The sequence below is a fragment of the Streptomyces sp. NPDC048349 genome (genome assembly GCF_040651925.1).
In the GTDB taxonomy this organism is placed as follows: Bacteria; Actinomycetota; Actinomycetes; order Streptomycetales; family Streptomycetaceae; genus Streptomyces.
Map to the genome: position 1 here is coordinate 36,261 of NZ_JBEZLA010000049.1, position 23,187 is coordinate 59,447.

Genomic DNA, 23,187 nt, shown 5'->3' on the forward strand with positions numbered 1-23,187 from the left:
GCCGGTGCCGAGCCCGGTCCTGAGCCCGGTCCTGCGCCCGGTCCCGGGCTCGTGCCCGCCGCCGGACCCGGCACTGGCCTCGGCCCTGACCCCGGTCCCCGGCCCGGCCCCGGCTCCGCCGCAGGTGTCGGCGCCGGCCCGGGCTGCGTGGTCCGGTCGCGCCTCGGCTCCGCGGTGACGCCCGCCGCCGAGTGGAAGCGGTGGTCCAGGGTGTCCCCCGGGTCGGGTGCCGGGCCCGCGTCCGGGTCCTCGTAGAGCTTCTGCCACCAGTCGTCCGCGCCCTGCTGACTCATGCCCTCATTCTCGGCCTCCCGCGCGGGCGGAAAACGCCGAATGCGCGAAAAGGGTCCACCGGGCCGCCGCCCGGTGGACCCCTCCACCCCTACCCGTACGGACTAGCGGACGTCGTACGCCCGCACGACCGTCTGGGTAACGGAGGCACCGTTCGCGTCGGTCAGTTCGACCTTCAGCGACACCTGCTTGCCCGAGGCGCCGGCATGGTCCACGACCGCGGTCCACCGCCCCGCGCGCTCGCTCACCTGCGCCCCGGTCCAGTTCTCACCGTCGTAGGAGTACGACAGCTTCGCCGACGTGAGCGCGCCCGGCGCGTAGCCCGCGTGCCCGGTGGCGCTCAGGCCGATGGTCTGGCCGTTCACCGCCGCGACCGTCTTCATCCCGTCCAGCGGGGCCGCGTACCGCGGGAAGAGGACCGCCAGCCCCTGCGAGTACGCCGACGCGTCCGGCTTCGAGGTGAAGCCCCAGGTCGTCCGGACCGAGGTGGACCGCTGCCAGGTGCGCGCGGGCGGGCCGATCTTCTCGATGGCCTGGGTCAGTTCGTACCGGCCCGCGTCGGCCGGGACCTCGAAGACTCCGAACGGGTACCAGCTTTCGCCGATCACCTCGCCGTCGCGCGTGAGCTGGAGGTTGCCGATGTCGCCGAACGAACCCGGCTGGGCGGCGTGACGGCTGTCGCCCCACACGGCGGCGGCGAAGCCGATCAGGTTGCCCTGCCGTTCGGCGGCCAGCGCCTCCGTGCCGGAGGGGTCGCGCGGCGCGACCGGGCCGGTCACCCCGTCGTACCAGCTCGCGCTCGTCTTCTGGCCCTTGGCGTAGGTGCGCTGCTCGCCGGCCATGAACTCCCCCCAGGGGAAGCTGCTGGAGAGCAGCCGGTCCCAGACCGTGTCGCCGACGGTGTGGAACTCGGTGCGCTTGCCCGGGGCCGCGACGGTCTCGATCCCGCCGAAGGACACCGCGCTGCCGATCGGCCGGTAGGCGCCGGCCAGGTCGATGAAGTCGGCGGCCACGCCCATGGAGTGGTAGGTGGACTCCACCTGGCCGAGCTCTCGGTCGCGCACCCGGTAGGTGCGGCCGCCCTTGACCTCCCCCGTCTCGGGGAAGGCGAGGGTGTAGAGGTACGGGCTCTTCGCGGTGGCCTTCCAGGACAGCGTGACCGCGCCCGCCGCCAGCCGGTCCAGCAGCGCCTTGCCCTCGGCGGCCTCGATGGCCAGCGTGGGCAGCGCGCCGCCCGCGTAGCCGGTGAAGGCGACCCAGCGGCCGGGGGCTTCGCGGTGGGCGAGCACCGCCTTGGCTCCGGCGGCCCTCGCGTTCTGCGCGACCTCGTGCAGCGCCCCGTCCGCGGCCTTGACCAGGACGACCGCGTCCTTGGCGGCGACCGCGGCGAGTTCCCCGGGGGTGCCGGCGCCCGCGTCGACCAGCGGCGCGCTGCCGTTCCCGTCGAGGTTGTCGCTGCCGGTGGAGGCGGTGACCGGGTGCAGGACCGGCCCGCCGGCGACCTTCAGCTCGGCGATCAGCGGGGCGGCCGCCCGCCAGTAGCTGCCGAACTCGAACGCACCGTCCTTCGCCCGGCCTTCGACGGAGGAGTAGAAGCCGCGGATGGTGCGGCCGCCCATGGCGGTGCCGGCGTGCAGCCACACGTCGTCCCAGCTGCGGGCGAATCCGAGGGTGGTGTTGCGGGCCTCGACCGGCTTGTCGGCCCGGACGGCCAGGCGCCCGGCCGTGCGCGCGTCGAGGACGACCGTCGTGTCCTTCTTCACCTCGACCTGCGGGCGGCCGAGGTAGGTGAGGGAGTCGATCAGGCGGTCGTCCCCTTCCCCGGCGTCGGGCGTGCCGACGAAGGCGGAGAGGAAGTAGGCGCCCGGCCGGACCCGGTAGACCTGGTCGGCGGAGCCGTCGTTGAAGCGGCGCTCGCCCGTGGAGTCGTCGGTGCCGATCACGTCCAGGGAGGACGGTCCCGCGGCGGGCTTGCCCGCGCGGTCGAGCAGCTTGACGCGCAGGGTCACCGTCTGCGGCTCCACGTACAGCGCGAAGGGGGTGGAGACGCGCACGCCGTTCGCCGTGGCGACGATCCGGCCGGTCACGTCCCCGTACTGGGAGCGCTCCAGCCCGGCGGCCGGGTCGAGGGCGAGCGGCACCGTGACGGTGGAGCCGGCCGGGACGGTCACGCTGCGCCGCTCGAGGCGGGCGACCTGGCGGCGGACGGCGGAGCCGTCGTTGCCGGTGACCTTCTCGACGGCGAGGTCCAAGGTCACCGGGGCGGTGCCCGTGTTGGTGTACGGGACCTCGACGGTCGTGCGGTCGCTGCGGTCCTGGGGCCAGTGGTAGGTGCCGCCCTGGACGGCGGGGGCGCCGGTGACGGTGGTGTGGAGGGCCGCCCGGACGTCGAGGCGGCCGCCGCCGGTCTCCCGTACGTCGCCGGGGACCGCGGTGTCCGCGGAGCCGACGAGGGCCGCCTTGATCTGCTGCGCGCTCCAGTCGGGGTGGCGCTGCTTGACGATGGCGGCGGCGCCCGCGACGTGCGGGGTGGCCATCGAGGTGCCGGACATGCCCTGGTACGCGTACACGCCGCGCCCGCCCGCCGCCGCGGCCGAGATCCCGACGCCGGGGGCGGCGATCTCGGGCTTGAGGGCGTGCCGGAGTCCGGCCGGGCCGCGGCTGGAGAAGACAGCCGTGGTGTCGTCGCGGTCGACGGCGCCCACCGTCAGCACGCCGGCCGCGCAACCGGGCGAGGAGACCGTGTTGTTGCCGGGGCCGGAGTTGCCGGCGGCGACGACGAAGAGCGGGCCCTGCTGCGAGAGCCGTTCGGCGGCCGCGGCGAGCGGGTCGTCGCAAGCCGTCCGGGAGGGGTCGCCGAGGCTCATGGAGACCACGTCGGCCTTGCTCGCGACGGCCCACTCCATACCGGCGATGATCCACGAGTCGAGGCCGTGGCCCGCGTCGTCGAGGACCTTGCCGCTGAGCAGTCCGGCGCCGGGCGCGACGCCCTTCTTGGCGCCGCCGCTCTCGGCTCCGGAGCCGCCGACGGTGGAGATGGTGTGGGTGCCGTGCCCCTGCCGGTCGGTGTTGGTGTCCGAGTCGGTGAAGTTCTTCGATGCGACGACGCGGCCCTCGAGGTCGGGGTGCCCGAGGTCGGTGCCGGTGTCGAGGACGGCGACCTTGGTCCCCTTGCCGTCGTATCCGGCGGCCCAGGCGGCGGGGGCGTTCACCTGCCTGGTGGAGCGCTCCAGGTTCGCCTGGACCTTGCCGTCCAGCCAGAGCTTCTTCAGTCCGCCCGAGACGGAGCGCGCGCGTGCGTCCGTCCCGGTGACGTCGGCCCAGAAGGCGGCGGCCTGCTCCTTGTCCGCGGACAGGGCGACGCCGCCGATGGAGTCGAGGACCAGGGAGCGCTGGGCGCCGCGGGGCGCGGGCGGGGCGCTGCGCGCCACGTTGACGGAGCCGTCGTAGACCGCGATGAGCGGGAGCTTCTTGGCGTGCGCGTCGTCGTAGCCCTGCCGGATGAGGCCGGTGACGTTGAACAGCTCGTGGTCGGCCTTGCCGGCGGCGAGCGCCTTCGCCGCGCTCTGCGGGTAGACGTAGAGGTCCTTGCCGGACTGGCGGGTCTGCACCACCGGCTGGGAGCCGTCCGGGTGCGGCATGGCGGTGGCGGCGGTGCGGCCGGCGGCGTCGGTGGAGACCAGGATCCGGTCGCCGGTGACGAGGGTGACCGTGACGGGTGCGGCCGGCTGCTGTGCGGCTGCCTCGCTGCCCACGAGTGGTCGTGTTCCCGGCGCTCCGTCGCTCGGCTGTGCCGCCGACGGACCGACGGCGGTGACGGCCAGGACGGCTGCTGTGGCCGCCCCGAACGTCGTTCGCGATATCGGGCGCATCGCTCTCCCCAGGTGAATTCCGGTCAACTGGCTCATTGCGCGGCAAAGTTGCCGCGCCCATGGCTTCTGGCCGGCGGATGTTGGTGCTGCGGTGGCGTCACCTTGGCAGAGAGGCGGGGGGTGCGGCGATGATGTCGGCGGCGGGTTTGCGCCGTGGCCGCTTCCCGCCAGGCGCTGTGCTGAGAGGTGGGTGTTCGGGTTGCTGGGTGCGATAGGCCTCGATGAGGGCCAGGAGTCGGCGTACCGTGCGCTGGTGGCGCTGGGGGCGGCGGAGGTGCCCGATCTCGCGCACCGGCTGACCCTGCCGGTGCCGCAGACCGAACGGGCGCTGCGGCACCTGGAGCGCCACGGCCTGGCGGCCCAGTCCTCGGCGCGTCCGGGGCGCTGGGTCGCGGCGCCGCCGGGAGTCGCCCTGGGGGCGCTGCTGACCCAGCAGCGGCACGAGCTGGAGCAGGCGGAGCTGGCGGCGGCGCTGCTGGCGCAGGAGTACCGGGCGGAGGCGGCCGAGCCGGCGGTGCACGACCTCGTGGAGGTGGTGCAGGGGGCGAGTGCGGTGGCGCACCGCTTCCACCAGCTCCAGCTGGGGGCCGAGCGGGAGGTGTGCGCGCTGGTCAGCGGGCGGCCGCAGGTGGTGACGGGTACGGAGAACGAGGCGGAGGACCGGGCCGCCGTACGCGGGGTCGACTACCGGGTGGTGATCGAACGGGAGGTACTGGGCCTGCCGAGCGGGATCCGCGAGGTGTCGGGGGCGCTGGCCCGGGGCGAACAGGTCCGGGTGACGGGCGAGGTCCCGACGAAGCTGGTGATCGCGGACCGGACCCTGGCCATGGTCCCGTTGACGGCGCGCGGGGCGGAGCCGGCGGCGCTGGTGGTGCACGCGTCGGGGCTGCTGGAATCCCTGACGGGCCTGTTCGAGGCGGTGTGGCGGGAGTCGCTGCCGCTGCGGCTGGGCGCGTCGGGCGGCCCGGAGGAGTCGGACGGCGGCCCGGACGCCACGGACCTGGAGGTCCTGACCCTGCTGCTGGCGGGGATGACGGACGCGAGCGTGGCCAAGCACCTGGAGCTGGGCCTGCGGACGGTGCAGCGGCGGGTCAGGGGCCTGATGGAGCTGGCGGGGGTCACGACTCGGCTCCAGCTGGGCTGGCACGCGTACGAGCGGGGCTGGGTGGCCCGATAGCCCCTGGTCGGTCACGCTGAGGCCATGGATCTGCCGCAGCTGCTCCTGGTGGGGCTGGTGCTGCTCCTCGGGGTGCTCGGGGTGCTGGTCCCGGGCGTACCGGGGACCTGGCTCGTGTGGGCGGGGCTGATGTGGTGGGCGCTGCACGAACGGTCGGCCGCGGCGTGGACCCTGCTGGTCGCGGCGACGGCCCTGCTGCTGGTGGTCCAGGTGGTGAAGTGGCTGCTTCCGCCACGGCGGCTGCGGGGCACGGGGGTGACACCCCGGATGGCGGTGTGCGCGGGCGCCGGGGCGGTACTGGGCTTCGTGCTGGTGCCGGTGCTGGGGGCGGTCCCGGGCTTCGTCGGCGGCATCTACCTGTGCGAGAGGCTCCGCCTGGGGACGCACGGCGAGGCGTGGGCGTCGGTGCGGGCGGTGATGCGGGCGGTGGGGACGAGCGTGCTGGTGGAGCTGTTCGCGTGCCTGCTGGTGGCCGGGGCGTGGCTCGGCATGGTGGCGGCGGGGGCCTGACGGGGGTCCGACGCAGTCCTGGGGCGGGCCCCGGGCTGCGGTCCTAGGACCCGGGCCCGATGCGGGTGGCCGCGGTGCCTGCGAGGCTTCCGGCATGACGGACTTCGAGGGTTTCAGCGAGGCCGAGCTGGCGTACCTCCGCTCCCAGCGGCTGGGCCGGCTGGCCACCGTGGACGCGGCGGGCCAGCCGCAGGCCAACCCCGTGGGGTTCTTCCCGCAGGAGGACGGGACGATCCTGGTGGGCGGGATGGCGATGGGGACGACGAAGAAGTGGCGCAACCTCCAGGCGAACCCGCGGCTGGCGCTGGTCGTGGACGACCTGGTGAGCACCCACCCGTGGCGGGTCCGCGGCATCGAGATCCGCGGGCACGCCACACTGGAGACGGGCCCGCACGCCCTCGGCCCCCACTTCAGCCCGGAGGTGATCCGGATCCACCCGGACCGGGTTCACGCGTGGGGGCTGTGACCCGCCACTGCACGGAGCCGCTCCCCGCCCCGCCCTTCCACCGTTCCCCGGGCCTGCGCCCCAGACCCCGCGCCTCACACGTCGGCGAGGCTGGATTTCGGCCCGTGCCACCCACCTGCTGCGGGCGGCCCGGGCCCCGGCCCTGGTCCCGGCCCCGGTCCTCGGCCCACCGGTGATCGAAGCGCGGGGTCCGGGCCCGGTGAGGGAGGCCCAGATCCGAAAGAGACGGCCTAGCCGCGGCCGCCGCGCTTCGCGGCGTAGTTGGCGCGGCCCTCAGCCGATTTGAGGCGCCAGTCGCGGCGGATCTCCGAGCGGAGCCGCGCGTCCGTCTTGGCCACGATCCGCTGGTTCTCCCGGAGCAGCTTGCGGTAGCTGTCCAGGCGCCGCTCCGGCATTTCCCCGGAGTCCACGGCGGCCCGCACCGCGCACCCCGGCTCCGCCTCGTGCGCGCAGTCGTGGAAGCGGCAGCTCTGCGCGTACTCCTCGATCTCCGAGAAGACCTGGCCGACGCCGGTCCCGGCGTCCCAGAGCCCGACGCCGCGCAGCCCGGGCGTGTCGATCAGGACGCCGCCGCCCGGCAGGGCGAGCAGGTTGCGCGTCGTGGTCGTGTGGCGGCCCTTGCCGTCGACCTCGCGGGCCTCCTGGACCGCCATGACGTCGGCGCCGAGCAGCGTGTTGGCCAGCGTGGACTTGCCGGCGCCCGAGATGCCGAGCAGCACGCTCGTACCGCCGCCGACGAGGGCAGTCAGGACGTCCGTGCCCTCTCCGGTGAGCGAGGAAACGGTCAGCACCTGGACCCCGGGCGCGGTGGTCTCCACGTCCTGCACCAGGTGGGCGAGCGTCACCGGGTCCGGGACCAGGTCCGCCTTGGTGAGCACGACCAGCGGCTGCGCCCCCGATTCCCACGCCAGGGCCAGGAAGCGCTCGATGCGCCCCAGGTCCAGTTCCACGGCGAGGGAGACGGCGATGATCGCGTGGTCGACGTTGGCGGCGAGGATCTGCCCCTCGGACCGCTGGGACGAGGTGGACCGTACGAAGGCGGTCCGGCGCGGCAGGTAGGCCTTCACGTAACGGGGGTTGCCCGCGGGCTCGACCGCCGCCCAGTCGCCGGTGCAGATGACCCTCAGCGGGTCGTGCGGGGTGACGAATGCGGTGTCGGCGCGGACGATGCCGTCCGCGGTCACGAGGTCGCACTGACCGCGGTCGACGCGTACGACCCGGCCGGGGAGGAGGCCCTGCTCGGCGTACGGGGTGAACTCGGCCGCCCACGCGTCGTCCCAGCCGAAGGGGGCGAGGGCGTGCGGGAGCGGGGAAGAGGACTGCGGGAAAGAAGAGAGAGACAAGGGGAACCCTTCACAGGGTGGCCCCGGCAGCGCACGCCCGCTCGCTCGGCGGCGGCGCGCGATGTGGTGTGAGGTCAGCCGGAGACCACGGAAGTGACATTGATGGTCTTCTGAATGCGGGCAGTGCCCTGCGCGATGACAGTCATCAACTGGCTCACCTCCGGATCGTGCACGTACTGACGGTTCCGCAGTGGCTGCACCGATCTGCGGAACGGCCCCACCGTAACAAGTCGCTTCACGGGCGCGCCATTTGTTTTTCCCCGCGCTACCCCGGTTCGCCGAAGTGGTCCAGGAGCCTGCGCTGGAGGCTCGCGAGCACCGGGGTCGGCTGCTTGAGCATCGAGAGTCGGTACGCCGCCGTCGGGGCGTACTCCTCGACCTCGTTCACGGCCGCGGCCATCACGTAGCCGTTCAGCGCGTCCGTGTTCCACGCCGCGCCGAAATCGTGGCCCGTGGGCAGCAGACAGCGGTCCAGGGGGGTCGTGTCGCTGGTGATCACGTTCGCGACCACCGACGGCTGCCAATCCCTGGCGTTGGTCAGCGAGTGGTGGGTGTCGAACCGCACGGTGACGGTTTCACCCTCGGCGACGGCCACGCTGTACCGGCCCTCTTCGTCCGTGAAGACGTGGTCGATCTCCGACAGGTCCTCGCGGTGGACACTGACCTTGATCATGAAGATCGGACTCTGGTCCGACCTCGCTCGCACCTGTCCGAACATCTGGGTCTCCTCCCGGTCGGGCCAGCGCTGGAGGCCTCCCCCGCTTCCAGTCTGTGTGCGCCCCACCGCCGCCGCCAGTCGTACCCCGCCCGCCTCATGACCGGGCCGGGGTACGCGGCCTGCGGCGGAGGCGCCGGCCCGGTCGCCGCCTGGCCTAGCCGAACCGGACCGGCAGGTGGGTGATGCCGTTGATGAAGTCCGAGCGGAGCCGTCGCACCTCCCCGGTGATGCCGAAGTCCGGGTAACGGGTGAGGAGTTCGCGGATCAGGGCCTTGATCTGGGTCCGGGCCAGGCCCGCGCCCAGGCAGAAGTGCGGACCCCCGCCACCGAAGGCGAGGTGGTCGTTGGGGGTGCGGCGGACGTCGAAGGCGAAGGGGTCGGCGAAGACCTCCTCGTCGCGGTTGGCGGAGGTGTAGTAGGTGACCACCTTCTGCCCCGCCGCGATCGGGCGCCCCCGCAGGACGGTGTCCCGCGTGGCGGTGCGCCGGAAGTTGTGGATCGAGCCGCCCCAGCGCAGGAACTCCTCCACGGCCGAGGTCCACAGGGCCTCGTCGCGCGGGGCCGCGGCCAATGCGGCCCGGGCGGCCGGGTGCCCGGCCAGCGCCAGCACGGTGGCGGACAGCAGGTTGCGGGTGGTCTCGTTGCCCGCGACGCACAGCAGCACGAAGAACATGTTGATCTCGTCCGGGGTGAGCCGGTCCCCGTCGACCTCCGCGTGGACCAGGGTCGAGAGGATGTCCTCGCGGGGGTGCGCCCGCCGCTCGGCGGCCAGCGCGTCGCAGTAGGCGTAGATCTCGGCGGCCGCGAGGTCGCTGTCGTGCTTGCCCGCCGAGAGTGCCGGGTCCTGGCCGCCGGCCATCCGGTTGCTCCAGTCGAAGACCAGCCGCTCGTCGCCCGGGGGCACGCCGACCATCTCGCAGATCGTCTGGATCGGCAGCCAGGCGGCCACCTCCTCGACGAAGTCCATGTCCCGGCCGCGGGTGACCGCGGTGTCCACCAGCAGCGCCGCCCGCTGCGCGATCCGGGCGGCGAGCCGGCGCACCACGCGGGGGGTGAAGCCCGCGCTGACCAGGGCGCGGTAGCGGGAGTGGCGCGGGGCGTCCATGCCCAGCAGCACCAGCCTCAGGGCCGCCAGGGACTCGGGGCTCTGGTCGCGGACCATGAAGGAGCCGAGCTCGGTGGACCACAGCTCGGGGTCGCGGCTGATCTTCTTGACGTCGGCGTGGCGGGTGACGGCGTAGAAGCCCTCGTGGCCGCCCGGCACCTCGTGCCAGTGCACGGGGTCCTCCCGGCGCAGCCGGGTGAACTGCGCGTGCGGGACCTCGCGGGCCCAGGTGTCTTCCAGCAGGTCGATCTCACCGGTGGGGATCACGGTCCACGTCCCTTCGGGAGGGGGGTGTCAGGAGGGCGCCCAGTGCGTCCACGACGAGGGCGTCGGGGATGGCCCGGGGGTCGAGGCGGTGCTGCATCGCCAGGCCGAGCAGGACGCCCAGGACCAGGGCGCCGGTCTCCTCCGCCGGGCGGGCGAGCGGGGTGCCGGTGACTTCGGCCCAGTCGGCGAGGCCCTCGCCGAGCTGGGCGCGGACCTCGGCGTAGCGCTGGGCGAGCAGGCCCCCGAGGAGCGGGCCGCGCGCGGCGTGCAGCCACAGCTCGGCCTCCAGGAGCAGCCAGGAGTCGCCCCGGTCGGGGTGCGGGCGGGTGAGGCTGCCCCACATCGCGGAGAAGTGGGTGGCGGGATCCGCCGGGTCCGCGCTGTCCGCGATCTCGGCGGCGAGTTCCTCGGCGGTGCGCTCCTTCCAGACCTCGAGCAGGGCGAGCAACAGGCCCTCCTTGCCGCCGAAATGGCTGTAGAGGGCGCCGGTGGTCCGGTCGGCGGCGTCCGCGACGGCCTCCGCGGAGACGGCGTGGAAGCCCTTGCGGGCGAAGAGTTCGGCGGCGGCGTCGATGAGGCGCGAACGGGTCTGGGACTTGCGCTGCGCCTGGCGCGAGGCCGGCCGCGCGTCACCCGGCGGTGGGGAGGGGGGCACGGGACCTCCGGCGAGTTATATCGGCTTCCCGATATAACCTGCGCCCGGGTCTGACGATCCGTCAATCCCTGCGGACGTGTCCGTTGCGTCCAGGACGGCCGCGGCGGGTGCGGCCCGGCCGGCTGGGGCCGGACATACCGGCCCCCGCCGAGGACCTGCCGCACGCCGGGCCGCACCGCGCACTTACCGCACGCCGGCCCCCGCCGGGGACCTGCCGCACGTCGGCCCACGCCGCGGACTTACCGCCCGCCGAGGCCGTACGGCCGGGGCGGCCTGCGGCACCGCCCGGCCAGGCGGCGCGCCCTCCCCCGCCGACCGCGGGGACGGGCGCCGCCTCAGTGCTTGCGCAGTCGCGAGGTGTAGTCCTCCGGCGGCAGGAACTTCGACCACCGTTCGGGGAACTCGGACGGCATCCCGTCGTCCTCGTCGTCCTCCGACTCGCCCTCCGCCATCGCCCGCCAGGCCGCGGCCCGCGCGATCAGCTGGGCGGCCTCCGCCTCGCGGGCCCGTTCGTTCGCCTCGCGGGCCGCCGCGGTGGCCACCGAGGGCCAGACGCGGTCGATCGCCGCGTTGACGGCGGCGCCCACGAGGACCGCGAAGGCCGAGATGCCGATCCACAGCAGCACGGCGACCGGCGCGGCCAGCGAGCCGTAGATCGTCGGCCCCTCCACGGTGTTGGTGAGGTAGATCCGCAGCAGGAACGAGCCCAGCACCCACATCGCGAGAGCCACCAGCGCGCCCGGCACGTCCTCGATCCACGGCGAGCGCACCGGGACGGACACGTGGTACAGCGTGGTCAGGAAGACGATGGACAGCAGGGTGACGGTCGGCCAGTACAGCACCGCGATGACGCTGGTGCCCCAGGGCACGAGCCGTACCACCGCGTCCGGGCCGACCACCATCAGCGGCAGCACGACCGCGCCGATCACCAGCGCGATGACGTACAGCAGGAAGGCCAGCAGCCGGGTCTTGACGATCCCGCGCTGCCCGTCGAGCCCGTACATCACGGTGATGGTGTCGATGAAGACGTTCACCGCGCGGGACCCCGACCACAGGGCGAAGGCGAAACCGAGCGAGATCAGGTCGGGGCGGCCGCGGCCGGTCACGTCGTCCAGCATCGGCTTGGCGATGTCGTTGACGCCCCGGTCGGACAGGACCGTGCCGGCCGCCCCGAGGATGTTCTCCTCGATGCTGGCCACCGTCGTCGTGCCCGTCCAGCCGTCCACGTAGCCGAGGAGGCCCAGCAGGCCGAGGAAGAGCGGGGGCAGCGAGAGCAGGGTGAAGAAGGCCGCCTCGGCGGCGAGGCCGAGGATCCGGTACTCGATGCACGAGTTGACGGTGTCCTTCAGGAGCAGCCAGCCCATTTTCCGCTTCGAGACGTTGCGGTAGAGGGCGCGGGCCCGGTGGAGCCGTCCGTGGCGTACCAGGATCCGCTCTGGTGTTTCTTTTGCTGGCTGCACGTCCTTACGGTATCCGCATGGCAGCCACCACCCACACAGTCACCAATCAGGCCCCGCCGCTCGTGGGCCACGACGTCTACGGGGGCGACCGGGCCCTCACCGAGGGCGTGGAGCGTCATCTCGCCGCCGCGGACCCCGAACTCCTCGGCGAGGTGCACGAGGAGCTCGGCGTGCTCGGGCGCGCCGCCGGTTCCGAGCAGGCCCAGGAGTGGGGCCGGCTGGCGAACGAGAATCCACCCCGGCTGCGGACGCACGACCGGTACGGGAACCGGATCGACGAGGTCGAGTTCCACCCCGCCTGGCACAGGTTGCTCGGCAAGGCGGTGTCCTCGGGGCTCACGGACGCCTGGGGGCGGCCGAGCGGGCACCTGCGGCGCGCCGCCGGGTTCTTCGTGTGGTCCCAGGCCGAGGCCGGGCACGGCTGTCCCGTCTCGATGACGCACGCCGCGGTGCCGGCGTTGCGGGCCGATCCCGAGCTGGCGGCCGAGTGGGAGCCGCGGCTGACCTCGCACGTGTACGAGGAGGGGCTGGCGCCGGCCGCGGAGAAGGCCGGCGTGCTCTTCGGCATGGGGATGACGGAGAAGCAGGGCGGCAGCGACGTCCGGGCGAACACGACGGCCGCGGTGCCGCTGGACGCCTCGGGCGAGTACCTGCTGACCGGGCACAAGTGGTTCTGTTCGGCGCCGATGTCCGACGGGTTCCTGGTGCTGGCGCAGGCTCCGGGCGGGCTGACCTGCTTCCTGGTGCCGCGCGTGCTGCCGGACGGGACGCGCAACGTCTTCGCGATCCAGCGGCTGAAGGACAAGCTGGGCAACAGGTCGAACGCGTCGAGCGAGGTGGAGTTCGACGGGACCTGGGCGCGGCGGGTGGGCGAGGAGGGCCGGGGGGTGCGGACCATCATCGAGATGGTCGCGGCGACCCGGCTGGACTGTGTGATCGGCTCGGCCTCGCTGATGCGGCAGGCCCTGACGCAGGCCGCTCACCATGCGGAGCACCGCTCTGCTTTCGGAGCACCGCTCATAGACCAGCCGCTGATGCGCAACGTCCTCGCCGACCTCGCCCTGGAGTCGGAGGCGGCCACCACCCTGACCCTGCGGCTCGCGGCGGCCTACGACGCCGGGACCGACCAGGAGAAGGCCTTCCTGCGGCTCGCCGTGCCCGCCGCCAAGTACTGGGTGACCAAGCGCTGTACGCCGATGGTGGCGGAGGCCCTGGAGTGTCTGGGCGGCAACGGCTACGTCGAGGAGTCCGGCATGCCGAGACTGCTGCGCGAATCCCCGCTGAACTCCATCTGGGAGGGCTCGGGCAACGTCCAGGCCCTGGACGTGCTGCGCGCCCTCCAGCGGGAACCGCAGGCCCTGAACGCGTTCCTCCAGGAGGTCGGCCGGGCCCGGGGCGCGGACCACCGGCTGGATTCGGCCATCAAGGACCTGCTGACGGAGCTCGCCGATCTGGACGGCATCGAGGCACGGGCCCGCCGGGTGGTCGAGAGCATGGCCCTGGTGCTCCAGGGATCGCTGCTGGTGCGGTGGGCACCGCCGGCGGTGGCGGACGCGTTCTGTGCCTCACGGCTGGGCGGCGACTGGGGCGCGGCCTTCGGCACGCTGCCGCACAGCCTCGACCTGGGCGCCGTAGTGGAACGGGCGCGGATCACGGGCGGGGAGTAGTCCCCAAACCGCTCCGAGCCGGGATCCGGGCCCGTCGACCGGGATCAGGGGTGGCGCCGCGCCGACTCGGCACCACCCCTGATCCGCGAAGCCCCGAGGAGGAGCTGTCACGCCGCTCGGCGACGTCCGCACAGTTTCGGTCGGGTGACCGGGACTTGGCGAGAGTTGCATACCGTTGCAACCTTTGAGTCGTCCTGTTCGCACGGGGAGGTTCCGGTGGCCGACACCACAGGCAGCACGGTCGATGTGGCCCGCATCTCGGCCATGGACGCGCGGGAGGCCGCGCGTCTGCTCAAGGGCGTCCGGGCGGCGGCGCTGGCCGGGGACCGCCCGCCGGCCGCGCCGCGCCCGGAGATCGCCGAGTCCTGGCGCCGGATGCTGGCGGGCGGGGTGCACCCGGACCGGGACGCGCGCTCGCGGATGCTCACGACCGCCGAGACCGAGGAGCGGCGGCAGGTGTCGCCGCTGCGGGAGGTCCTCCCGGTGCTGCGGGAGGGGCTGCTCCCGGCCCTGGACGAGGCCCTGCACATCATGGTCGTGGCCGATGCGGAGGGCCGGCTGCTGTGGCGGGAGGGCCACTCCTCCATCCTGCGCAAGGCGGACCGGCTCGGCTTCGCGGTGGGGGCCGACTGGGACGAGGGCGTGGTCGGCACCAACGGGGTGGGGACCGCGCTGGTGACCCGACGGCCGGTCCAGGTGTTCTCGGCGGAGCACTTCGTCTCCAGCCACCACGACTGGACCTGTGCGGGGGCGCCGGTGCGGGACCCGCGCGACGGGCGGCTGCTGGGCGTGGTCGACGTGAGCGGCCCGCTGGCCACCATGCACCCTGCGACGCTGGCCTGGGTGACCTCGGTGGCCCGGCTCGCGGAGCGGGAGCTGCGCGTACGGCACCTGGAGTCGCTGGAGCGGCTGCGGGCGGTGGCGGCGCCGCTGCTGGCCCGGCTGCCGGGGCGGGCCCTGGCCGTGGACCCGAACGGCTGGACGGCGGCCGCGACGGGCCTGGCCCCCGTGGACCGCGTCCCGCTGCCGAAGTCCTTCGGTCCGGGGCGGGTCTGGCTGCCGCAGCTCGGCGACTGCGCGGTGGAGCCGCTGCCCGGCGGCTGGCTGCTGCGGATCGCGCAGGAGCGCACGAACGCGGCGGTGACCCGGGTGGTGCTCGACCTCAGCCGGGCCGGGTCCTGGTCGGCGACGGTGTACGGGGCAGCCGGGAGCTGGTCGCAGGAGCTGAGCCCGCGCCACGCCGAGCTGCTGTTCCTGCTGGCGGAGAGCCCCCGGGGGCGGTCGGCCGCGGAGCTGGCCGGGGAGCTGTTCGGTGACCCGACCCGTACGGTGACGGTCCGCGCGGAGATGTCGCGGGTACGCCGCAACCTGGCGGGCGTGCTGACCCACCGGCCGTACCGCTTCGCGCAGGACGTGGAGGTGGAGCTGATTCGCCCGCAGGAGCCGGCCGGGCTGCTCCCGCACTCCACCGCTCCCGCCGTGATCAGGGCCCGCTTGGGCCACGGGGGGCGGGGCATGATTCCCTGACCTGCATGAGCACCATCACCCTCACCACCTGGTCGCTGGAAATGACCTCGCCCGACGATCTGGTCCCGGCCGCCGTACCCGGCCCGGAGATCACGGTTTCCCGGGCGGAGGTCCCCTCCCCGGAGTTCAGCCGCTTCCTGTACGCCTCCGTCGGCGGGGACATCCACTGGACGGACCGGCTGTCGCTGACCCGCGAGCAGTGGGTGGAGCAGCTGGGGCGTCCGGGTGTCGAGACGTGGGTGGCGTACGACCGGGGCACGCCGGCGGGGTACGTGGAGTTCGACCCGCAGGACGACGGCGTGGTGGAGATCGTCTATTTCGGCCTGCTGCCGGACTTCCGGGGGCGGCGGATCGGGGGGCACCTGCTGTCGGTGGGCGTCGCCCGGGCGTGGGACCTCGGCTCCCGGTGGCCGGAACGCGAGCCGACGCGGCGCGTCTGGCTCCACACCTGCAGCCAGGACGGCCCGACGGCGATGGACAACTACCTGCGGCGCGGGTTCACGCTCTTCAAGACGGAAACGGAGTCCAAGGAGGACACCCCGACCCCCGGCCCCTGGCCGGGCGCGTAGCCCCTCCGTGGCGCAGGCCGGGCTGCCACAGCCGGCCCTCGGCGTTTGAAGGACGGGGGTCCGGGGGGAGAGCCCCCGGCAGCGGCGCCGCGCCCCGCCCGCGCCTGCGCCCCGCCCGCGCGTCCGCCCCGCCCGCGCCTCCGCCCCGCCCGCGCGTCCGCTCCGACCCCCGCGCCCGCCCGCGCGCGGAAGGTGACCCCGGTCACCGCGTATCACCATGCGAGACGAGTTCGTCCGAATTCTGGACACTAGTGGACTCCTCCAATCGGCACATGACACGCTTCCGCCATGAATGGAGCTGGAATTGCCTTGGTGAGTCGGCGGCACGTCGACCTCGGCCGCATGTCCAGCGCCATCTGTCCGGCCTGCTGACGGAACCAGCAACCGCCGCACATCACCACGATCCCGGCATCGTCGCCGTGGAAGTGGCGATCATCCCAGCCCCCTGAAGGCCGAATACCGCCCTGCCCGCCGGCCACCCCGGCAAAGGCGGTCATCAGCCACACCCGCCCAGCGACGCCGACGTGACGGGGGCGCGCCACCGCTCCCCCCTGTGCCCCTGCCCTGAGCCGCCGAAGAAGGACGTACCCGCCATGGCCGCCACTCCCGAAACGCCCGCAGCCGCCGCCGCGCGCCGCAAGACAGGCCGTCACCGCGGCGAGGGTCAGTGGGCTGTCGGACACCACACGCCCCTCAATGGCAACGAGCAGTTCAAGAAGGACGACGACGGTCTCAACGTGCGGACACGCATTGAGACGATCTACTCCAAGACCGGCTTCGACTCGATCGACCCCAACGACCTGCGCGGCCGCATGCGCTGGTGGGGCCTCTACACCCAGCGCAAGCCCGGGATCGACGGCGGCAAGACCGCGATCCTGGAGCCGGAGGAGCTGGACGACAAGTACTTCATGCTGCGCGTGCGCATCGACGGCGGCCGGCTGACCACCGAGCAGCTGCGCGTCATCGGCGAGATCTCCCAGGAGTTCGCCCGCGGGACGGCCGACCTCACCGACCGGCAGAACGTGCAGTACCACTGGATCCGGATCGAGGACGTCCCGGAGATCTGGCGCCGCCTGGAGGCCGTCGGGCTGTCCACCACCGAGGCCTGCGGTGACACGCCCCGCGTCATCCTCGGTTCGCCCGTGGCCGGCATCGCCCAGGACGAGATCATCGACGGCACGCCCGCCATCGACGAGATCTACCGCCGCATCGTGGGCAACAAGGACTTCTCCAACCTCCCCCGCAAGTTCAAGTCCGCGATCTCCGGCTCGCCGCTGCTCGACGTGGCGCACGAGATCAACGACATCGCCTTCGTCGGCGTGAACCACCCCGAGCACGGCCCCGGCTTCGACGTCTGGGTCGGCGGCGGCCTGTCCACCAACCCCAAGCTGGGCGTCCGCCTGGGCACCTGGGTCTCGCTCGACGAGGTCCCCGACGTCTACGAGGGCGTCATCTCGATCTTCCGCGACTACGGCTACCGCCGGCTGCGCACCCGCGCCCGCCTGAAGTTCCTCGTCGCCGACTGGGGCCCGGCCAAGTTCCGCCAGGTCCTGGAGGACGAGTACCTGGGACGCAAGCTGACCGACGGACCGGCGCCCGAGCAGCCTTCCGGCCAGTGGCGCGACCACGTCGGCGTCCACCAGCAGCAGGACGGCAAGTTCTACGTCGGCTTCGCGCCCCGCGTCGGCCGCGTCGACGGCGCCACCCTGACCAAGATCGCGGACATCGCCGAGCAGCACGGCTCCGGCCGGCTGCGCACCACCGCCGAGCAGAAGATGATCGTCCTCGACATCGAGGCCGACCGGGTCGACTCGGTGGTCGAGGCCCTGGAGTCGCTCGACCTGCGGGTCAAGCCGTCCCCCTTCCGCCGCGGCACGATGGCCTGCACCGGCATCGAGTTCTGCAAGCTGGCCATCGTCGAGACCAAGGCGCGCGGCGCCTCGCTGATCGACGAACTGGAGCGCCGCCTGCCGGACTTCGCCGAGCCGATCACGATCAACATCAACGGCTGCCCGAACGCCTGCGCCCGTATCCAGGTGGCGGACATCGGTCTCAAGGGCCAGCTGGTCCTGGACGACGACGGCAACCAGGTGGAGGGCTACCAGGTCCACCTGGGCGGCGCCCTCGGCCTCGAGGCCGGCTTCGGCCGCAAGGTCCGCGGCCTCAAGGTCACCTCGGCCGGTCTGCCCGACTACGTCGAGCGGGTCGTCAAGCAGTACGAGGAGCAGCGCGAGGACGGCGAGCGCTTCGCGGCCTGGGTCGCCCGCGCGGACGAGAAGAGCCTGTCGTGAGCGAGCGCGCCGCACCGTTCTACTGCCCGTACTGCGGCGACGAGGACCTGTTTCCGCACGAGACGGGCCACGGCGCCTGGGAATGCAGGGCCTGCAACCGAGCCTTCCAGCTGAAGTACCTCGGGCTGCTGGCCCGGGGTGTTCGGACCACATCGGCTGGAGGGGACGAGATATGACCACCACTCAAGACGTCAGTCTCAGGGAGCTGGCCGAGCGGGCGGGCCGGGACCTGGAGGACGCCTCCGCGCTGGAGATCCTCACCTGGGCGGCCGAGACCTTCGGCAAGAAGTTCGCCGTGACCTCCTCCATGGAGGACGCGGTCGTCGCCCACCTGGCGTCCCGCGCCTTCCCCGGCGTGGACGTGGTCTTCCTCGACACGGGCTACCACTTCGAGGAGACCATCGGCACCCGCGACGCGGTCGAGGCGGTGATGGACGTCAACGTCATCACCCTCACCCCGCGCCAGACGGTGGCCGAGCAGGACGCCGAGTACGGCCCGAAGCTGCACGACCGCGACCCCGACCTGTGCTGCGCCCTGCGCAAGGTCAAGCCCCTCGAAGAGGGCCTGACCGCGTACGACGCCTGGGCGACGGGCCTGCGCCGGGACGAGTCCCCGACCCGGGCCAACACCCCGGTGGTCGGCTGGGACGAGAAGCGGCAGAAGGTCAAGATCTCGCCGATCGCCCGCTGGACCCAGGACGACGTCGACGCGTACGTGGCCGAGCACGGGGTGCTCACCAACCCGCTGCTGATGGACGGCTACGCCTCCGTCGGCTGCGCCCCCTGCACCCGCCGCGTGGCGGAGGGCGAGGACGCGCGGGCCGGCCGGTGGGCCGGGCGCGGCAAGACCGAATGCGGACTGCACGGCTGATGACGACCAGCGAAGAACCTACGGAGACGAACCAGATGAGCGTGAGCGACCAGGGCGCCACCGTGTGGCTGACCGGGCTGCCGAGCGCGGGCAAGACCACCATCGCCTATGCACTGGCCGAGCGGCTGCGCGCCGAGGGCCACCGCGTCGAGGTGCTCGACGGGGACGAGATCCGCGAGTTCCTCTCCGCCGGGCTGGGATTCAGCCGCGAGGACCGGCACACCAACGTGCAGCGGATCGGCTTCGTCGCCGAGCTCCTCGCGAGCAACGGCGTCAAGGCGCTGGTACCGGTGATCGCGCCGTTCGCGGACAGCCGTGAGGCCGTCCGCAAGCGGCACGCGGCCGCGGAGACGAACTACCTGGAGGTCCACGTGGCCACCCCGGTCGAGGTCTGCTCCGAGCGTGACGTGAAGGGCCTGTACGCCAAGCAGGCGGCGGGCGAGATCTCCGGTCTGACCGGGGTCGACGACCCGTACGAGGCTCCGGACTCCCCGGACCTGCGCATCGAGTCGCACACGCAGTCCGTGCAGGAGTCGGCTTCGGCCCTGCACGCGCTGCTCACCGAAAGGGGTCTGGCATGACGACGACCGTCGCACACGTCCACGAAGAGACGGACGCGCCCTACGCGCTGTCGCACCTCGACGCCCTCGAGTCCGAGGCGGTGCACATCTTCCGCGAGGTGGCGGGCGAGTTCGAGAAGCCGGTGATCCTGTTCTCCGGCGGCAAGGACTCCATCGTCATGCTGCACCTGGCGCTGAAGGCCTTCGCGCCGGCGCCGGTCCCCTTCACCCTCCTGCACGTCGACACGGGGCACAACTTCCCCGAGGTGCTCGAGTACCGCGACCGCACGGTCGAGAAGCACGGCCTGCGCCTGCACGTGGCGTCCGTCCAGGACTACATCGACGCGGGCAAGCTGCGCGAGCGTCCGGACGGCACCCGCAACCCGCTGCAGACCGTCCCGCTGACCGAGGCGATCCAGCAGCTGAAGTTCGACGCCGTCTTCGGCGGCGGCCGCCGCGACGAGGAGAAGGCCCGCGCCAAGGAGCGGGTGTTCAGCCTCCGCGACGAGTTCTCCCAGTGGGACCCGCGCCGCCAGCGCCCCGAGCTGTGGCAGCTCTACAACGGCCGCCACGCGCCCGGTGAGCACGTGCGCGTCTTCCCGCTCTCCAACTGGACCGAGCTGGACGTGTGGCAGTACATCGCCCGCGAGGGCATCGAGCTGCCGGAGATCTACTTCGCGCACGAGCGCGAGGTCTTCCAGCGCAACGGGATGTGGCTGACGGCCGGCGAGTGGGGCGGCCCCAAGGAGGGCGAGACGCCCGAGACGCGTCTGATCCGCTACCGCACCGTGGGCGACATGTCCTGCACCGGCGCCGTCGACTCCGACGCCGCCACGCTGGACGCCGTGATCGCCGAGATCGCCGTCTCGCGCCTCACCGAGCGGGGCGCGACCCGCGCCGACGACAAGATGTCCGAGGCCGCGATGGAAGACCGCAAGCGCGAAGGGTACTTCTAAGATGACCAGCACCACCGAGCAGTTCGCCGACCTGTCGGCGACCACGCTGCTGCGCTTCGCGACCGCCGGTTCCGTCGACGACGGCAAGTCCACCCTGGTGGGCCGGCTGCTGCACGACTCCAAGTCGGTCCTCACCGACCAGATGGAGGCCGTGGAGGCCGTCTCCGCCCAGCGCGGCCAGGAGGCCCCCGACCTCGCGCTGCTGACCGACGGCCTGCGGGCCGAGCGGGAGCAGGGCATCACCATCGACGTCGCGTACCGCTACTTCGCCACCGCGCGCCGCCGGTTCATCCTCGCCGACACCCCCGGGCACGTGCAGTACACCCGGAACATGGTCACCGGTGCCTCCACCGCCGACCTGGCCGTGGTCCTCGTCGACGCCCGCAACGGCGTGATCGAGCAGACCCGCCGGCACGCGGCGGTCGCCGCCCTGCTGCGGGTCCCGCACGTGGTGCTGGCCGTCAACAAGATGGACCTGGTGGGCTACGAGGAGGCCGTCTTCGCGAAGATCGCCGAGGAGTTCACCGCGTACGCCTCGGACCTGGGCGTCCCGGAGATCACCGCGATCCCGATCTCGGCCCTGGCCGGGGACAACGTGGTGGAGCCCTCCGCCAACATGGACTGGTACGGCGGCCCCACGGTGCTGGAGCACCTGGAGACCGTCCCCGTCAGCCACGACCTCACCGCCTGCCCGGCGCGCTTCCCGGTGCAGTACGTGATCCGGCCGCAGACCGCCGAGCACCCGGACTACCGGGGCTACGCGGGCCAGATCGCCTCCGGCGTGCTGCGGGTCGGCGAGGCCGTGACCGTCCTGCCGTCGGGCCGCACCTCGGTCATCGAGGGCATCGACGCCCTCGGCGAGAGCGTCGACATCGCCTGGGCCCCGCAGTCGGTGACCGTACGGCTCAAGGACGACATCGACATCTCGCGCGGCGACCTGATCGCGCCGTCCGCGAGCGCCCCGGCCACCACGCAGGACGTCGAGGCGACGGTCTGCCACGTGGCGGACCAGCCCCTCGCCGTCGGCGCCCGGGTGCTGATCAAGCACACGACGCGCACGGTCAAGGCCATCGTCAAGGAGATCCCCTCGCGGCTGACCCTCGACGACCTGTCCCAGCACCCGAACCCCGGGCAGCTGGTGGCCAACGACATCGGCCGTGTGGTCGTGCGCACCGCCGAGCCGCTCGCGCTCGACGCGTACGCCGACTCGCGCCGCACCGGCTCCTTCCTGCTGATCGACCCGGCCGACGGGACGACGCTGGCGGCGGGCATGGCCGGTGAGTCCTTCGCCTCCACGGCCGAGACCACGGTCCAGGCCGACGAGGAAGGGTGGGACTTCTAACCCATGCCTTCCGACCTCTACTCCACCTTCGCGAAGGAGGGCGGCCGCGTGGGCAGCGGCGCCCTCGGCAGCGGCCAGGGAGGGGTGGCGCGATGTGTGCGATGACGTACGCGCACCGCATGCGCGCCCTCACCCCCCACGCGTCGTACCCGCCCCCGCCGAAAAGACGAAGATCTGCGCCGTGAGCCCACGGCGCGTCGAGAGGAACTCCTCCCGTGCCTGCCACCGGTACCACCCGTAAGACCTTCCGCCGCCGCGGCGTCGTCGCCGCTGCCGCCCTGCCGCTCCTGATCGGCGCCCTCGCCTCCTGCGGCTACGGCTCCCAGGCCGAGAAGGGCGGGGACAAGAAGACCGGCGCCGCCGCGGACGGCAAGAAGCTGTCGGCCTCCGAGGTCCGGATCGGGTACTTCCCGAACCTGACCCACGCCACCGCTCTGGTCGGCCTCCAGGAGGGCCTGATCGAGAAGGAGCTGGGCGGCACGAAGATCAAGCCGCAGGCCTTCAACGCCGGTCCGTCCGAGATCGAGGCCCTCAACGGCGGCTCGCTCGACATCGGTTTCATCGGCCCCTCGCCGTCGATCAACGGCTACGTGAAGTCCAAGGGCTCCAACCTGCGGATCATCTCCGGCTCCGCCTCCGGCGGCGTGAAGCTGGTCGTGAACCCGGACAGGATCAAGACCCTGGACGACATCAAGGGCAAGAAGATCGCCACCCCGCAGAAGGGGAACACGCAGGACGTCGCGTTCCTCAACTGGATCTCCGAGCAGGGCTGGACGGTCGACCCCGAGTCCGGCAAGGGCGACGTCTCGGTGGTCCGTACGGACAACAAGGTCACCCCGGACGCCTTCAAGCAGGGTTCGATCGACGGTGCCTGGGTGCCGGAGCCGACGGCTTCCAAGCTGGTCTCCGACGGCGGTTCGGTCCTCCTCGACGAGACGACGCTGTGGCCCGACAAGAAGTTCGTCATCACGAACGTCATCGTGTCGCAGAAGTTCCTCAAGGAGCACCCGGACGTGGTCGAGGCGGTCCTCGCGGGCACGGTGAAGACGAACGAGTGGATCAACGCCAACCCGGACAAGGCCAAGGCCTCCGCCAACGCCAAGCTGGCGGCCGAGGGCGGCAAGCCGCTCGACGCCAAGATCATCGACCCGGCGTGGCCGAGCATCGCGATCACCGACGACCCGCTGGCCTCCACGCTGAAGACCCAGGCCGACTGGGCGGTCAAGGCGGGGCTCATCGAGGAGCCCGACCTGGCCGGCATCTACGACCTGAAGCTCCTGAACAAGGTGCTCAAGGCCGCCGGCAAGCCCGAGGTCTCCGACGCCGGCCTCGGCGCCAAGTAATCCCGCAGACACGACCCCCAGGAGGTGACGACCATGGCCACGACGTTCGCCAAGGCTGCCGAGGGCACCGCAGCGCAGCAGCAGCACGCGCTCGCCGCGCGCATCGAGCACGTCTCGAAGTCCTTCTCCGGCCCGGCCGGATCGCAGCTCGTCCTGGACGACATCAGCCTCGATGTCGCTCCCGGAGAGTTCGTCAC

20 protein-coding genes and 1 pseudogene are annotated in these 23,187 nt (G+C 72.6%); 15 read left to right on the forward strand and 6 right to left on the reverse strand.

The window, feature by feature from the left end; genetic code table 11:
• Positions 1-395: 395 nt before the first annotated feature.
• Positions 396-4,163, reverse strand: coding sequence for a S8 family serine peptidase (locus AB0D44_RS24680; protein ID WP_362594746.1), 3,768 nt, complete (start codon positions 4,161-4,163; stop codon positions 396-398).
• Between the two features lie 199 nt (positions 4,164-4,362).
• Here AB0D44_RS24680 and AB0D44_RS24685 point away from each other — a divergent pair, with 199 nt between their 5' ends.
• From AB0D44_RS24685 to AB0D44_RS24695, 3 genes are all read left to right on the forward strand, one after another.
• Positions 4,363-5,340 carry a helix-turn-helix domain-containing protein gene (locus tag AB0D44_RS24685; RefSeq protein ID WP_362594781.1) on the forward strand — a complete coding sequence of 326 codons (978 nt, stop codon included), beginning with the start codon at positions 4,363-4,365 and terminating at the stop codon, positions 5,338-5,340.
• 24 nt (positions 5,341-5,364) lie between these two features.
• Positions 5,365-5,850 carry a DUF456 domain-containing protein gene (locus tag AB0D44_RS24690; RefSeq protein ID WP_362594748.1) on the forward strand — a complete coding sequence of 162 codons (486 nt, stop codon included), beginning with the start codon at positions 5,365-5,367 and terminating at the stop codon, positions 5,848-5,850.
• A 94-nt stretch (positions 5,851-5,944) separates the two neighbouring features.
• On the forward strand, positions 5,945-6,316 hold the full coding sequence (locus AB0D44_RS24695) for a PPOX class F420-dependent oxidoreductase (protein WP_362594750.1): 372 nt from the start codon (positions 5,945-5,947) through the stop codon (positions 6,314-6,316).
• 230 nt (positions 6,317-6,546) lie between these two features.
• Here the strand turns inward: AB0D44_RS24695 and rsgA are convergent, their stop codons facing one another.
• The 5 genes from rsgA to AB0D44_RS24720 form a co-directional block, all read right to left on the reverse strand.
• Positions 6,547-7,659, reverse strand: a complete 1,113-nt coding sequence (rsgA, locus tag AB0D44_RS24700) for a ribosome small subunit-dependent GTPase A (RefSeq protein WP_362594752.1) — start codon at positions 7,657-7,659, stop codon at positions 6,547-6,549.
• Positions 7,660-7,924: 265 nt separating this feature from the next.
• On the reverse strand, positions 7,925-8,332 hold the full coding sequence (locus tag AB0D44_RS24705; protein ID WP_362594753.1) for a carboxypeptidase regulatory-like domain-containing protein: 408 nt from the start codon (positions 8,330-8,332) through the stop codon (positions 7,925-7,927).
• 199 nt (positions 8,333-8,531) lie between these two features.
• Positions 8,532-9,749, reverse strand: a complete 1,218-nt coding sequence (locus tag AB0D44_RS24710) for a cytochrome P450 (protein ID WP_362594755.1) — start codon at positions 9,747-9,749, stop codon at positions 8,532-8,534.
• Entirely contained in the window at positions 9,733-10,404 is a 672-nt protein-coding gene (locus tag AB0D44_RS24715; protein ID WP_362594757.1) for a helix-turn-helix domain-containing protein, read from the reverse strand. Before AB0D44_RS24715 ends, AB0D44_RS24710 begins: the two co-directional genes overlap by 17 nt.
• Positions 10,405-10,739: 335 nt before the next feature.
• A complete protein-coding gene (locus tag AB0D44_RS24720; protein WP_362594759.1) occupies positions 10,740-11,864 on the reverse strand; it encodes a YihY/virulence factor BrkB family protein in 1,125 nt (374 codons plus the stop codon).
• 17 nt (positions 11,865-11,881) lie between these two features.
• Between AB0D44_RS24720 and AB0D44_RS24725 the strand changes: the two genes are divergently transcribed.
• The 12 genes and pseudogenes from AB0D44_RS24725 to AB0D44_RS24780 all read left to right on the forward strand — a co-directional run.
• The gene (locus AB0D44_RS24725; protein ID WP_362594761.1) at positions 11,882-13,531 is read left to right on the forward strand and encodes an acyl-CoA dehydrogenase family protein; all 1,650 of its coding nucleotides are present in this window, start codon (positions 11,882-11,884) and stop codon (positions 13,529-13,531) included.
• Positions 13,532-13,795: 264 nt separating this feature from the next.
• Complete coding sequence (locus AB0D44_RS24730; RefSeq protein WP_362594783.1) at positions 13,796-15,058, forward strand: GAF domain-containing protein; 1,263 nt, start codon at positions 13,796-13,798, stop codon at positions 15,056-15,058.
• Between the two features lie 5 nt (positions 15,059-15,063).
• A complete protein-coding gene (locus AB0D44_RS24735) occupies positions 15,064-15,627 on the forward strand; it encodes a GNAT family N-acetyltransferase (RefSeq protein ID WP_362594763.1) in 564 nt (187 codons plus the stop codon).
• A gap of 288 nt (positions 15,628-15,915) precedes the next feature.
• Positions 15,916-15,999 carry a putative leader peptide gene (locus tag AB0D44_RS24740; protein WP_310942095.1) on the forward strand — a complete coding sequence of 28 codons (84 nt, stop codon included), beginning with the start codon at positions 15,916-15,918 and terminating at the stop codon, positions 15,997-15,999.
• Between the two features lie 221 nt (positions 16,000-16,220).
• Complete coding sequence (locus tag AB0D44_RS24745; RefSeq protein WP_362594765.1) at positions 16,221-17,918, forward strand: nitrite/sulfite reductase; 1,698 nt, start codon at positions 16,221-16,223, stop codon at positions 17,916-17,918.
• On the forward strand, positions 17,915-18,094 hold the full coding sequence (locus AB0D44_RS24750) for a hypothetical protein (RefSeq protein ID WP_362594767.1): 180 nt from the start codon (positions 17,915-17,917) through the stop codon (positions 18,092-18,094). The genes AB0D44_RS24745 and AB0D44_RS24750 overlap by 4 nt, the downstream gene beginning before the upstream one ends.
• Positions 18,091-18,789 (forward strand): phosphoadenylyl-sulfate reductase, encoded by a 699-nt coding sequence (locus AB0D44_RS24755; RefSeq protein ID WP_362594769.1) that lies wholly within the window; start codon positions 18,091-18,093, stop codon positions 18,787-18,789. Before AB0D44_RS24750 ends, AB0D44_RS24755 begins: the two co-directional genes overlap by 4 nt.
• 35 nt (positions 18,790-18,824) lie before the next feature.
• Complete coding sequence (cysC, locus tag AB0D44_RS24760) at positions 18,825-19,370, forward strand: adenylyl-sulfate kinase (RefSeq protein ID WP_362594771.1); 546 nt, start codon at positions 18,825-18,827, stop codon at positions 19,368-19,370.
• Positions 19,367-20,305 carry a sulfate adenylyltransferase subunit CysD gene (gene cysD, locus AB0D44_RS24765; RefSeq protein ID WP_362594773.1) on the forward strand — a complete coding sequence of 313 codons (939 nt, stop codon included), beginning with the start codon at positions 19,367-19,369 and terminating at the stop codon, positions 20,303-20,305. Before cysC ends, cysD begins: the two co-directional genes overlap by 4 nt.
• A 1-nt stretch (position 20,306) precedes the next feature.
• Positions 20,307-21,647: a GTP-binding protein gene (locus tag AB0D44_RS24770; RefSeq protein WP_362594775.1), complete on the forward strand. Its 1,341-nt coding sequence runs from the start codon at positions 20,307-20,309 to the stop codon at positions 21,645-21,647.
• Positions 21,648-21,862: 215 nt separating this feature from the next.
• Entirely contained in the window at positions 21,863-22,990 is a 1,128-nt protein-coding gene (locus AB0D44_RS24775) for an aliphatic sulfonate ABC transporter substrate-binding protein (RefSeq protein ID WP_362594777.1), read from the forward strand.
• Positions 22,991-23,023: 33 nt separating this feature from the next.
• Positions 23,024-23,187 (forward strand): annotated as a pseudogene (locus AB0D44_RS24780) (ABC transporter ATP-binding protein); the annotation flags it as partial.

Coding starts and splice junctions, on each gene's coding strand:
- AB0D44_RS24680 (WP_362594746.1), bottom strand. CDS start 4,163: ATGCGCCCGATATCGCGAACGACGTTCGGGGCGGCCACAGCAGCCGTC.
- AB0D44_RS24690 (WP_362594748.1), top strand. CDS start 5,365: ATGGATCTGCCGCAGCTGCTCCTGGTGGGGCTGGTGCTGCTCCTCGGG.
- AB0D44_RS24695 (WP_362594750.1), top strand. CDS start 5,945: ATGACGGACTTCGAGGGTTTCAGCGAGGCCGAGCTGGCGTACCTCCGC.
- AB0D44_RS24705 (WP_362594753.1), bottom strand. CDS start 8,332: ATGATCAAGGTCAGTGTCCACCGCGAGGACCTGTCGGAGATCGACCAC.
- AB0D44_RS24725 (WP_362594761.1), top strand. CDS start 11,882: ATGGCAGCCACCACCCACACAGTCACCAATCAGGCCCCGCCGCTCGTG.
- AB0D44_RS24730 (WP_362594783.1), top strand. CDS start 13,796: ATGGACGCGCGGGAGGCCGCGCGTCTGCTCAAGGGCGTCCGGGCGGCG.
- AB0D44_RS24735 (WP_362594763.1), top strand. CDS start 15,064: ATGAGCACCATCACCCTCACCACCTGGTCGCTGGAAATGACCTCGCCC.
- AB0D44_RS24740 (WP_310942095.1), top strand. CDS start 15,916: ATGAATGGAGCTGGAATTGCCTTGGTGAGTCGGCGGCACGTCGACCTC.
- AB0D44_RS24745 (WP_362594765.1), top strand. CDS start 16,221: ATGGCCGCCACTCCCGAAACGCCCGCAGCCGCCGCCGCGCGCCGCAAG.
- AB0D44_RS24755 (WP_362594769.1), top strand. CDS start 18,091: ATGACCACCACTCAAGACGTCAGTCTCAGGGAGCTGGCCGAGCGGGCG.
- cysC (WP_362594771.1), top strand. CDS start 18,825: ATGAGCGTGAGCGACCAGGGCGCCACCGTGTGGCTGACCGGGCTGCCG.
- cysD (WP_362594773.1), top strand. CDS start 19,367: ATGACGACGACCGTCGCACACGTCCACGAAGAGACGGACGCGCCCTAC.
- AB0D44_RS24770 (WP_362594775.1), top strand. CDS start 20,307: ATGACCAGCACCACCGAGCAGTTCGCCGACCTGTCGGCGACCACGCTG.